Genomic DNA, 12,782 nt, shown 5'->3' on the forward strand with positions numbered 1-12,782 from the left:
GCCTTGAACGGCAAGGCTCGGTACACACTGTGAATAGATCTTGTTGTTGCTTTCGTTTGTTTAGCTTCAGTTACTTACTTATTAAGGAAGTAACCGTCTTCGATAGTCACTTTCAGCACCACTTTACGAACTCGGTTATCACCGTGGAATCGGTAGGCTTTGCTGTTATCAAAGATCGCTACTTGGCCTTCAGCTAACTCGCAAGTCTCGCCGTTACCTATTAGGTGTTCTCGGTCAGTCTCATCGCTGTAAGCTTGGGTCTGTTCAAGTTGAGATTTATCTGAAAATTCAACCGTTTCACGACCTTCTAGGTAGTAATGCACGTCGAAGTAACGACGGTTACCAGTGAAGCTTTCTGTGTTTCGAGCCACACCGTCTTCAATCATGTAAGCCAGTGAGTCACCAATGGAATACATCACGCCATCTTTGATGTTGCCGATGTTTTCAATCGCTTCTACACAGCGTTGCCATTTACGACCGTCGCGGTAAACGACTTTAAATTGCTCTAGGTTGTCTAAAACGATCATCGCTTATGCCTCGTTCTGTTGTGGTTGAGCTTTCGGTGTATTCGCCGTAAAAAACTCATCGCCAAAGTTGTGATTGATTAGGTGCTGCGCGTCGCAATCGCCTGCTTGGAATGGAATCAGAGTTAAGCCGTAGCGGAACTCGTCCATGTAAACTCGGTAAGAGTCGAGCACTTCGCTGCCCCAAGAGTTCGAGCCTAAGCCCATCACTTGGTGGTCTAGGTTTAGCGTGATGTAACCGCTCTTCTCTAGCTCAATGGTGTGCTGTGCTTGATGTAGGTTTTGGTTGGTGTAGAACCATGCGCTGAAGTTGATTTCTTGCTGTGGTTTTACTGCAATACCATTACCCGCGCGGCTTGAAAGCGCAGCCCAACGAACGTGTTGGCGGTTGCCATTGTTTTGTGGGAACGGGTAGTTCTCGAACATGTCAGCCACGGTTGATTGGTAAACATCAATCATGTTGGCTTGCTTGCTGTCTTGGTAGTTCTCTTCAGGACCGCGGCCGTAGTATTGAACTTGGTCGAAGTCACCGTTAATGCCCATGTCGAAACCAATCACTGGAATCACGTGAGGGTAATCACCGTAACGTTCGCCACTTAGCTCAACGTTCAGTTGACCTTCAGCACTGATTTGGTAGCGATACTCACAACGCATGCCGAAATCAAATACTGGTGGAGCAACGATGCTGGTGGTGGTGATCTCTACCTTGCCGTTAACTTGCTCAACGTTTAGCGTGCGGAAGTGCTCTTGCATGATCTGTAGGTGTGCAGGCTCCCAGTAACCATCGTGCTCTTGCTTATGGTTATCAATCATTGGCTTGAAGAAGTTCAGCTTAGGCTCAGACTTAATCAGTTCCTCGCCATTCACTAACCATGACGTCAGTTTGCCGTTCACTTTCGAGAAGTTCAGAGCAAAGTTGTGTCCTTTGATTAGGTAGGCTAAGCGAGATTCTTCAACATTCAGTGCTGTCGCATTATTGTTAGTGAAGGCGTCAAGTTGTGCAGTGTTCTCTTTCACTTGGAACTGATAAACCGCAATGTCGTGGTTCGCTTCGCTGTATGAAGTACGAGAATCCTTACGAACTGTAAAGTTCACAAACACTTCACGCTCATCAAGCTCTGGCAAATTAAGCGTCAGTTCACGGCTAGAGTTCTCAGCCAGCTCTTCAACCTTGATATGCTGTACCGCAATGGTTTTACCCTCAGCGCGGATTTCCGCAGTGATGGTGTAGTCATCGATGTTTGAGAACCAAAGCTTGTTGTCTACTGTGAAGGTGCCCGTTGTTGCATCGAAATCGCGAAGCTTCACTGGGGCAATCACTTGTTTGTACTCTTTCAAGCCAGGGCCTGGTGTTTGGTCTGGGTAGATCAAGCCGTCCATGCAGAAGTTGTAGTTGTTCGGGTAGTCACCATAGTCCCCCCCGTACTTGTAGAACTCTGTGCCTGCTTCATCACGCGCCAGAATGCCGTGATCACACCATTCCCAAACATAGTGACCTTGAATCGCGTCATGCTTGTAGAACACGTTTTGGTATTCAGTTAAACCGCCTGGGCCGTTACCCATTGCGTGTGCGTATTCACAGATGATGCGTGGCTTTTCGTGTGGGAATTCACCGAAGGCATTCATCAGTTGAGCACGTGAGTACATGGTTGAAATGATATCGACCACTTCAGCATCACGGTCTTCTTCGTAGTGAACTAGACGGGTGTCATCAATCGCTTTTGCTGCATCGTACATAGAACGAATGTTGCAGCCGTAGCCAGACTCGTTACCCAGCGACCACATGATGATAGAAGGGTGGTTCTTTTGAGCGTGGATATGACGTTCGATACGTTCAACAAACACCGCTTCCCATGCGGCATCGTTAGTGATGCGGCTTAGGTCGCCAACGTTAGCAAAGCCGTGAGTTTCAACATCGGTTTCGCCCATCACGAATAGGCCGTAGATGTCACACAATTCGTAGAAGCGTGGGTCGTTCGGGTAGTGCGCTGTACGTACTGAGTTGATGTTGTGTTGCTTCATCAGTACTAAGTCTTTCTCGACGCGATCCATGCCAACAGCACGACCTTTCAGGTGGTCGTTGTCGTGACGGTTCACACCGTGCAACATCACGTACTTGTTGTTGATGTAGAACAGACCATCGCGAACTTTAATGTCACGGAAACCAACGCGCTGTGGAATCACTTCCAACACCTTGCCGTCAGCGTCTTTCAGCGTAAGCAACAGTTGGTATAGGTAAGGGTTTTCAGCGTTCCATTGAACAGGGTTAACCACATCAATAGAGAATTGAGTCTCTACATTGCCACCAGTCTTATGATTAGGGACGGCTAAGCTATCTACAGAGCCTTGCGAGATAACTTGGCTGCCATCAAGCAATGCGTACTCAAGGGTTGCGTTTACCGCTGCTGCTAGGTTTTCTAGTTCCATTTTGCACGACAGAGTAGCGCTTTGGTAAGCGTCGTCGAAGTCAGTACGAACGGTAACGTCTTGAACGTGCAGCTGTTCTTTGCCCACTAGGTAAACGTCACGGAAGATACCGCCCGTCCACCACATGTCTTGGTCTTCAATGTAGGTTGAGTCGGCCCATTGCATCACGCGAATAGAAAGTAGGTTGTTGCCTGCTTTTACGTGGCTAGAGAGATCGAACTCAGCGGTGAGGCGGCTGCCTTTGCTGAAACCCACGTACTCGCCGTTTACGTAAACTTCGAAGTAAGTCTCTACGCCATCAAATTTGATGATGGTTTGCTTATCGTCCCAGCTTTCGCCAAGGAAGAAAGAGCGTTGGTATGCACCGGTTGGGTTGTCTGATGGTACGAAAGGCACATCAATTGGGAATGGGAAACCTTCATCTGTGTATTGAAGATCGCCGTGGCCTTCCATTTGCCACATGTTTGGAACCGTAATGTGGCCCCAGTCGCTCATTTCTTGAGAGTAGAACTCTTCAGGAACCAATAGTGGATTGGTGAAATAGCTGAAATTCCATTGGCCACTCAATAGTTGGAAGTGGCTGCTAAGTTCACGCTGAAACGTTTTTGCATTCTTTTCTGATGCGTATGAGAAGAAGTATGCACGCGGTGCCATACGGTTCTCATGTAAGTTCAGGAAGTTTTCCCAGTTGTTCACGTTGCCTCTCTCTCGGCCTAAATGCAATTTGCTGACCGACGTTCTTATGCGTAATTGGGTCGTAGTGAATACGAGTATTTTTGGACTGAGGTAATTATTAGTAAAACTTTTACTAAATGAAATTGGTGAAAACGTTTTACTTTAACTCCATCACGTTTTTTATGGTCTTTTTACAGTGCTGTGTGATCCACTTAAAAGAATACTATTGGCTGTTTTATGAAGCAGGCTAAAGAGGCAGGTATGTGTATATAGGCGTATGTGATGGGCACAAAAAAGGCCACCTTAAGTAAAGGCAGCCTTGATTTATCTATTTGATATTTCTAACTATTTTGTCGTATCACGCAGCTTTAATTTGCTTGGTACATAGACACGTAGTGGGATAGTACGGCCGTCGCGTACTTTCTCAATCAACAGGTTAACGCCTTGAATTCCCATTAGTTCAGAGTGAATACGAACAGTCGATAAAGATGGGAAGGCAAATTTAGCTGTTGGGATGTCATTTACACTAATCAGCGCAATATCTTCAGGGATGTTTAATCCGTGCTCATGAACGGCTCGTAAAACACCAATTGCGATGGAATCTGACGCAATAAACATGGCTTTAGGGTAGTCGCCAGTCGCTAGCATCTGTTTTGCAAGCTTATAACCTGAAGAACTAGAGAAGTCTCCACGATAGATGTCTTGCTCGCTGACAACATTCTTAAGGCTACCGTATTCAGCAAAGGCAACTTCGCGAATATCAGGAGTGTTGACGTTATCTTGTCCGCCAATAAAACCAATGCGTTGATAGCCTTGGTTGATAAAGAAGTTGGTGATCTCTTTGCTGATCAAAGCCAGGTCGATATCGACAGAGTCATAAGGTTCAGAGTGATCAGTGAAATCGACATAACAGATATTGTCGCTTAGCTTTTTGGCTTGTTCGATAACCTCCGGTGTCATTCTTCCCACCAACAATACACCAGTGATAGGTGCTGAATTTACGTGTATTTTACTTTCATAACAGTTGGTTAGTTTAACTTCCATCTTGTCACATTGGGTTTCAATCCCGTGGCGAATCGATAGATAATAAGGGTCATTCACTTCAGCTTCTTGCTTGTAGTTATACAGCGCAAGGAAGTGATGATTTTGTTTTTTACTGCTAACGGCTTTTCGTGAGCTGCTGGTTTTGTATTCCAACTTCTCTGCAATTTCAAAGATACGCCTTTTGGTCTCTTCCTTGACGCTTAATGTTGGATCTTCATTGAGAACCCTTGAAACTGTAGCCAATGAAACATGTGCTTCAGTCGCGATATCTTTTAACGTTGCCATACTCACTTCCTGTTATTGGAACATTGCGCTGCTTTGAAATTGGTATTTAGTAAAAAAGCAATGCACCTCTTTATTCTACAGACCTATTGTAATCAAACTGGAAGTCATTGCATTAACTTTTAGTAAAATAAATGCTCAACTCCTCTATGATGTCTCAAATCTAACTATCTATAATTATCTTATTAAAATTCAATGAATTAGATGTGTTTGTTTATAGGCTCTCCCTATGTCACGTTCAGTAACAATGATATGAGTTAGTGTAAACGTTTACACTTCGTGGTTTTGATCACAGAATTATAGTCAAAATGGCTGCTACTATTTCTGGCATACGGTGCTACTGAGCTGAATGTTAGTTCGAGTTAGTCCAAGAATGACGACAAAGAGAGGTTGATTGTGAAAGTACTGGTTACGGGCGGCATGGGTTACATCGGAAGTCATACATGTATTCAAATGATACAGGCGGGTATGGAGCCAATCATTGTTGATAACCTTTGCAACAGCAAAGAGCTAGTACTGGAGCGAATCGAATCATTGACCGGTAAGCGACCAACTTTTTATCTTGGCGACATTCGTGATCAATCTTTTCTAGATAGCGTGTTTTCAGAAAACGATATCCAAGCCGTGATTCACTTTGCTGGCCTGAAAGCGGTTGGGGAGTCGGTGTCTAAACCTTTGGAGTACTACGATAACAACGTCAATGGATCATTGGTGTTAGCTCGCAGCATGAAGAAAGCGGGTGTGAAGAGCATTGTATTTAGCTCTTCGGCTACCGTTTACGGTGATCCAGAAGTGGTGCCAATTACTGAAAGCTCTCCAACGGGTGCAACAACTAATCCTTATGGTCGCAGTAAGTACATGGTCGAAGAATGTTTGAGTGATTTGTTCAACGCTGAGAACGATTGGAGTGTGACATTACTGCGTTACTTCAACCCAGTTGGCGCCCATTCATCAGGCACCATGGGTGAAGACCCACAAGGTATCCCAAATAATTTAATGCCGTTTATTGCTCAAGTAGCGGTAGGTCGTCGCGACAAATTGGCTGTTTTTGGAAACGATTACCCAACAGTCGATGGCACAGGCGTTCGCGACTATATTCATGTTATGGATTTAGCGGACGGACACGTAGCCGCATTGAAAGCGGTTGGCGAGAAGGCGGGTTTACACATTTACAACCTAGGCACGGGCAAAGGCTCAAGCGTACTCGAGATGGTTGAAGCCTTCGCACAAGCATCGGGTAAGCCAGTTCCTTATGAACTTTGCCCACGCCGCGCTGGTGATATTGCTGAATGTTGGGCAAGCACTGAAAAAGCAGAGCGCGAACTTGGCTGGAAGGCGACGCGTAGCGTGATGGAAATGACGGCGGATACGTGGAATTGGCAGTCGAATAACCCGAACGGCTATTCCCCTTCGTAATTGAAGCCGCAGCGTTGTTAGCTGCAACTCCAATTTCTTTGGAGAATACAGATGAAGAGAGATTCCAGATATCTCGTCCCTCGATTCTGGAATGACGAATTTTAAAACTACGATTTCTGAACGTCATTCCCTACAGCGAGGAACGAGCGTGATAGGGAATCTCCTTGTAGAAGAATTATTCATCTTGGTTAATTGACCAAGACACAAAATTTGAGAGCAATCTAAACATGTCAAAAGTTGAATTTAACCCAGTAGACCATCCGCACCGTCGTTATAACCCATTAACGGGTCAGTGGATCTTGGTATCACCGCACCGAGCAAAGCGTCCTTGGAGTGGCCAAGATGAAAAACCATCGACTGCGCAGCTTCCTGCGTATGAGAAAGAGTGTTTCTTGTGCCCAACCAATACGCGTATTTCGGGCGATGAAAACCCAGATTACGACGGCACTTATGTATTCAGTAATGATTTCGCGGCGTTGATGCCTGACTCACCTGATGCTCCAGAGTCTGATAACCCTCTATTCAAGACTCAAGGTGTACGTGGGTTGAGCCGTGTGATCTGTTTTTCTCCGGACCACAGCAAAACGCTGCCGGAGCTTCCGGTAAACAAGATCCGTGGTGTTATCGATACCTGGAATGAACAGATTGAAGAGCTAGGTAAAGACTACCTGTGGGTTCAAGCGTTTGAAAACAAAGGTGAGACCATGGGCTGCTCTCAGCCACACCCACACGGTCAAATCTGGGCAAACAGCTTTTTACCCAACGAAATTGAACGCAAAGAGAAACTGTTAAAAGAGTACTTCGAACAACAAGGTTCTAATCTTTTAGTGGATTACGTTGAAGCTGAAATGAAAGACAGCTCTCGTACTGTGGTTGAAACCGAACATTGGATTGCTGTGGTGCCTTACTGGGCAGCGTGGCCATTTGAAACCATGTTGCTGCCAAAAACACACATCCGCCGTATGAGTGAACTGACTGACGAGCAGCGTGATGATTTAGCGCTTGCGATTAAGAAGCTGACGAGCCGTTACGACAATTTGTTCCAATGCTCATTCCCTTACTCAATGGGCTGGCACTATGCGCCGTTCTTCGAAGAAGGTACTGACATCGACCATTGGCAGCTACATGCGTTGTTCTACCCGCCACTGTTGCGCAGTGCTTCGGTTCGTAAATTCATGGTCGGCTACGAAATGTTGGCTGAGTCTCAGCGTGATTTAACCGCAGAACAAGCGGCGCAGCGTTTGCGTGATTTGAGTGACGTTCATTACAAAGAGCAGAAATAGCCTGTTTCGTTGATAGTAAAACTAATCGATAACTCGGTTACTAAATAAAAAAGCGAGATTCCTGATATCTCGTCCCTCGATTCTGGAATGACGGCAGGTGAGAAGCCGATGTTGTCATTCCCTACCGTGAGAGACGAACGAGATAGGGGATTTAAAAGAATTAAAGTGGTGCCGTAAAGGGGCCATAACCAATTGATTAAAGAGTTTAAGCAGAGAGTTTACTTATGTCTGATCTAATCCAAAACGTGAAAGCATCTTTTGAGCAAGTCCTTGGTTACCAAGCGACTCATATTATCCAAGCGCCAGGCCGTGTGAACCTGATCGGCGAGCACACTGACTACAACGATGGTTTTGTTCTACCGTGTGCCATTAACTACCAAACGGTAGTGGCAGCGGCTAAGCGTGACGACAACATCGTGCGCGTAGTATCAGTGGACTACGGAAATGCAGTGGATGAGTTCGACTTAACTCAAGAGATCACATTCCAACAAGATAAGATGTGGGCTAACTACATTCGTGGTGTGGTGAAGTGCTTAAAAGGTCGTGGTTTTGAATTTACAGGTGCAGACATCTCTGTAACGGGCAACGTGCCTCAAGGTGCAGGTTTAAGTTCTTCTGCGGCACTGGAAGTGGTCATCGGTCAGACATTCAAGGTGCTTTACAACCTAGAGATCAGCCAAGCTGAAGTTGCATTGAATGGTCAGCAAGCCGAAAACGAATTTGTAGGCTGTAACTGCGGCATCATGGACCAAATGATCTCAGCTGAAGGTCGTGCAAATCATGCGATGCTTTTGGATTGTCGTAGCCTAGAGACTCAAGCGGTTTCTATGCCAGAAGATATGGCTGTGGTTATCATCAACTCGAACAAGAAACGCGGCTTGGTCGACAGCGAATACAATACGCGTCGTGAACAGTGTGAAGAAGCGGCGCGCATCTTTGGTGTTTCTGCACTTCGTGATGTGACTATTGAACAGTTCAAAGCGAAAGAGTCTGAGTTGGATGAAATGGTCGCGAAACGTGCCCGTCACGTGATAACCGAAAATGACCGTACCGTTGAAGCGGCTCAAGCTCTGCGTACTCATGACATGAAACGCATGGGCGAATTGATGGCTGAATCACATGCGTCAATGCATGATGATTTTGAAATTACAGTCAAAGAAGTCGACACCTTAGTTGAGCTGGTAAAACACGTGATCGGTGACCAAGGTGGCGTGCGTATGACTGGCGGTGGTTTCGGTGGTTGTATTGTGGCATTGGTTCCACCTGCATTGGTTGATGAAATTAAAACAACCGTTGAACAGAAATATCAAGCGGCGACGGGTCTAAAAGAATCTATTTATGTGTGCCAAGCGAAAGACGGAGCAGGCTTAGTTGAAGTAATCTAACGGCTTCGAGACTTAATATAGAGCTTACCAAGTGAAAAGATCATGGTAGGCCAAATGCTAAAGCCTTTATTTCAGGTAGAGGCTTTTTACTGGCACTAGAAGGAATTTAGAATGACACAAGAGCAAAACCTGCATCAATCCATGACACAAACTCCAGCCTATGATGGCCAACCCGCTCAGTTAGTGACGCTATCAAATACGCGTGGCATGGAAGTGACATTCATGGACATTGGTGCAACATGGTTGAGCTGTATCCTGCCAGTAAAGGGAAATAAAAGAGAGGTTTTGTTGGGTGTTAACTCAATGGAGAACTTCGATAAACAAGCCAGCTATATGGGTACAACTGTTGGTCGTTATGCTAACCGCATAGCCAATGGTCGTTTCAAAATTGATGGTCAAAACTACAAGCTGGAAACCAACCAAGCGGGCAATACTTTACATGGTGGTCCGAACGGTTTTGATAAACGTCGTTGGAATATTGCCGAGCAAACCGAAACGTCAGTGATGTTTACTCTTGAGTCTGCTGATGGCGACCAAGGATTCCCGGGGAATTTGAATGTGTCGGTGCGTTATGACATCACCGAAGACAATCGAGTTTCCATTAATTACTCTGCAACCACAGACAAGCCGACCGTAGTCAACCTAACGAATCATGCGTACTTCAATTTACTTGGTGCAGAAGCCGGCCACGATTGTTTGTCACACATTGTGAGCATCAACGCCAATCAGTTCTTACCGACCAACTCGGTAGGTATTCCATTAGGCAATCTTAAATCGGTGAAATCGACCAGCTTCGACTTCAATCAGCCTATGATGATCTCAGAGCGTTTGTTGGGTGATGAACAGCAGAAAGCAGCAAAGGGTTACGACCACTCTTTCTTATTAGCTGACGGCTGCAAGCGCACTCAATGCGCTGCGACCGTAACGTCACCGGACGCGCTAGTCTCACTAAAAGTATTTTCAACCAAACCTGCAATGCAGCTATACACCGGAAACTGGCTTGGTGGTACACCAAACCGAAGTGGTGGCAGCTATGAAGACTACGCTGGTTTGGCGTTAGAAACCCAGTTCTTACCTGACTCTCCTAACCACCCAGAGTGGAAGCAGGACAGTTGTATTCTCAAGCCTGAACAAGAATATAACTACCGTACCTGTTACCAGTTTGAATTTTCGGGGGATTCTTCAAACTAGTACGCTCTAGCTCAAAACGGTTACGCCAATTGCTTTTGTTTGTGAATAGAACGATGTGAGTTATCGTGTTGTTCTTGGGGGATGAGTAAAAGTGGCGCTCAACAAGTGTGTGATTTATTAAGCGCGATTGTTGGGTATCAGAGTAAGGTAGGAAAGCCCTAACAGAAGCGATTCTGTTAGGGCTTTTTTTTGGTTCATCGCGGATTAGCGGGAACTAAAAACAAAAACGGTAGTAAGTGATATGGTTTAGTCGCCAAACAAAAATCATACACAAACTACCGTTTCTATGCCGAATCATACTTTCCTATCTTCATTCTGGGAAGGCTTTCAAATAGTAAAGTCTCTCCAGACAGCATCACTTATTACCCTGACTCTTAAACCTAGCTCTGAGGCTAAATGCCTTTGTGGTCTTGAGGCCGAGGCTATCCATGAGTATCAATGGCGTCACGTAAAGGATGCCATGTTGCTCGGTGTGCCTGTTGAACTTTCCGTTCAAACTCGAAGGATTAAGTGTCGTGACTGCGGCATAAAAACAGAATCTCTCTCTTGGTTAGAGCCTTATGCTCGTATAACAAAGCGCCTAAAAAGCTATATAGAACAACTGCTACCCCTGCTTCCCATTAAGCATATATCCCAAATTACGGGCGTTCATTGGCACACCATTAAAGAAATAGATAAACGCCGACTTCGACAAGTGGTGCCGCCAGTGAAATGGGGTGAGCTAAAGCAGCTCGTGATGGATGAGTTCGCCATCTTTAAAGGGCATCGATATGCCACCGTCATCGCTGATGCGAAGACTCATCAAGTCATTTGGGTTGGATTAGGCCGCAGCCGCAAGGACATACGGCCGTTCTTCGAGCAGCTAGGCGAGAATGGGGTAAATATCGAAGCAGTAGCGATGGACATGAATACGGCTTTTGACCTTGAAGTTCAAGCGCACTGCCCGAACGCAAAAATCGTTTACGACTTATTCCATGTTGTTGCTAAGTTCGGTCGCGAGGTGATGGATAGAGTCAGAGTCGACCAAGCCAACAAACTCAAGCAAGATAAAAAAGCGAGGCAATGGGTGAAGCGCTCACGGTGGGTACTGCTGAAAAATAGAGGCAACTTAAATACACGTCAAGATAGCTATCTTACTGAAATATTGAATATCAATAAGGACTTAATGACCACTTATATACTCGGAGCCCAACTCAAAGAGCTTTGGTATTGTGAATCCGAAGGGCACGCGAAGGGGCTCTGGGACACGTGGTGGGAACAAGTGCAAGAGAGTGGAATTAAGCCATTGAAAGAGTTCGCACGAAAACTGAGTCCTTATCTTCACGGCATTATCGCATCGGCAAGTTATCCGTTGAACACCTGCACACTGGAAGGGATAAACAACAAGATAAAGTTAATCAAGCGAATGGGGTATGGGTATCGAGATACAGACTACTTCTTCTTGAAGATAAAAGCGGCTTTCCCCGGAAAGCCGCGATGAACCTTTTTTTTTGTTTGTTGTTTGGTGAGTTGACCAGAGCTTAGATTTTCTCTACCGAATTACGGCGCACCAAAGTCGGAGAGAACATCATTGGCTCCGTTGAGGTGTTTTCACCTTTGGCTAAGTGCAACGCGAGTCGTGTCGCTTTCTCTGCCATCATCTGAATCGGGTAGCGAATGGTGGTTAGCTTTGGATGAACATAGCGTGCAATCAAGCCATCATCGAAACCGATGATCGACATTTTGTCCGGCGCTTGAATACCGTTTTCATCTAGGACAGACAAAGCACCTGCCGCCATGTAATCGTTGTACGCAACAATGCCTGTGATTGGCAGTGATTTAGTCAAAAGGTTGGTCATGGCGTATTCACCCCCTTCACTGGTGGGAGCTGAGTACTCAATATAGCTGTCAGATAACGCTATTTTGTAATCCGAGAGTGCTGACAAGTAACCTTGTACACGCTCATCGGCATCTTCAATGCTGTGCGATGAAGCGATACAGGCAATATTTTTATGACCATGACGGATCAGATATTCAGTCGCAAGATACGCGCCTTTCTTGTTGTCCAAGAAAATACAACGGTTGGCAATCTCAGCAATATAGCGATTGATCAGCACTAAGCCTTTCACTTCTTTGGCATAGGCAATCAGCTCTTCGTCGGTGAGTCCTTTAGAGTGGATCACCAAGGCATCGCAACGGCTATTTATCAGCAACTCAATCGCTTGTCTCTCTTCTTCACGATCGTGTGAGCCATTACCGACGAGGATATGTTTTCCGTTCTCACGAGCGACATTATCGACAGCCTTAACCAGCGTGCCAAAAAAAGGATCGGAGATATCACCAACCAACACACCGACGGTATTGGTGCTCTGGCTTACCAGCGCGCGAGCATTGGCATTCGGGCGATAGCCGAGTTTAGACATCGCTTTGGTGACGGATTCAATTGAGTTCGCACTTGCCTTCGGAGACTTATTTACGACTCGAGATACGGTTGCAACAGAAACACCAGCTTCCCTTGCGACATCTTTAATTGTTGCCATTTTTAACCTCTATACATTGCTGCATCTATTTAACAC

Annotated in this window: 9 protein-coding genes; 5 read left to right on the forward strand and 4 right to left on the reverse strand. The window is 45.7% G+C overall.

Translation table 11 applies throughout. The annotated features are described in order from the left end of the window. Nucleotides 1–74: 74 nt before the first annotated feature. The 3 genes from AC3CHU_RS03265 to ebgR all read right to left on the reverse strand — a co-directional run bounded on the left by AC3CHU_RS03265 (nt 75) and on the right by ebgR (nt 4,955). Nucleotides 75–527, reverse strand: coding sequence for a beta-galactosidase subunit beta (locus tag AC3CHU_RS03265; RefSeq protein WP_102450325.1), 453 nt, complete (start codon nt 525–527; stop codon nt 75–77). A 3-nt stretch (nt 528–530) separates the two neighbouring features. Further along, nucleotides 531–3,647, reverse strand: a complete 3,117-nt coding sequence (ebgA, locus tag AC3CHU_RS03270) for a beta-galactosidase subunit alpha (protein WP_488525068.1) — start codon at nt 3,645–3,647, stop codon at nt 531–533. A gap of 324 nt (nt 3,648–3,971) precedes the next feature. Continuing rightward, nucleotides 3,972–4,955, reverse strand: a complete 984-nt coding sequence (gene ebgR / locus AC3CHU_RS03275) for a transcriptional regulator EbgR (protein WP_488525069.1) — start codon at nt 4,953–4,955, stop codon at nt 3,972–3,974. Between the two features lie 393 nt (nt 4,956–5,348). Here ebgR and galE point away from each other — a divergent pair, with 393 nt between their 5' ends. From galE to AC3CHU_RS03300, 5 genes are all read left to right on the forward strand, one after another. Beyond that, complete coding sequence (gene galE, locus AC3CHU_RS03280) at nt 5,349–6,368, forward strand: UDP-glucose 4-epimerase GalE (protein WP_054547556.1); 1,020 nt, start codon at nt 5,349–5,351, stop codon at nt 6,366–6,368. 227 nt (nt 6,369–6,595) lie between these two features. Next, nucleotides 6,596–7,651, forward strand: coding sequence for a UDP-glucose--hexose-1-phosphate uridylyltransferase (locus AC3CHU_RS03285; protein WP_237300337.1), 1,056 nt, complete (start codon nt 6,596–6,598; stop codon nt 7,649–7,651). Nucleotides 7,652–7,875: 224 nt separating this feature from the next. Then, on the forward strand, nt 7,876–9,036 hold the full coding sequence (gene galK, locus AC3CHU_RS03290) for a galactokinase (RefSeq protein ID WP_488525070.1): 1,161 nt from the start codon (nt 7,876–7,878) through the stop codon (nt 9,034–9,036). 111 nt (nt 9,037–9,147) lie between these two features. Continuing rightward, nucleotides 9,148–10,227: a galactose-1-epimerase gene (gene galM, locus AC3CHU_RS03295; RefSeq protein WP_237300339.1), complete on the forward strand. Its 1,080-nt coding sequence runs from the start codon at nt 9,148–9,150 to the stop codon at nt 10,225–10,227. Between the two features lie 286 nt (nt 10,228–10,513). Continuing rightward, entirely contained in the window at nt 10,514–11,707 is a 1,194-nt protein-coding gene (locus AC3CHU_RS03300; RefSeq protein ID WP_488524348.1) for an ISL3 family transposase, read from the forward strand. Nucleotides 11,708–11,747: 40 nt separating this feature from the next. Here the strand turns inward: AC3CHU_RS03300 and AC3CHU_RS03305 are convergent, their stop codons facing one another. Then, nucleotides 11,748–12,746: a substrate-binding domain-containing protein gene (locus AC3CHU_RS03305; RefSeq protein WP_017080052.1), complete on the reverse strand. Its 999-nt coding sequence runs from the start codon at nt 12,744–12,746 to the stop codon at nt 11,748–11,750. Between the last annotated feature and the right edge of the window lie 36 nt (nt 12,747–12,782).

It is taken from the genome of Vibrio sp. QJM3NY_39 (genome assembly GCF_057785895.1).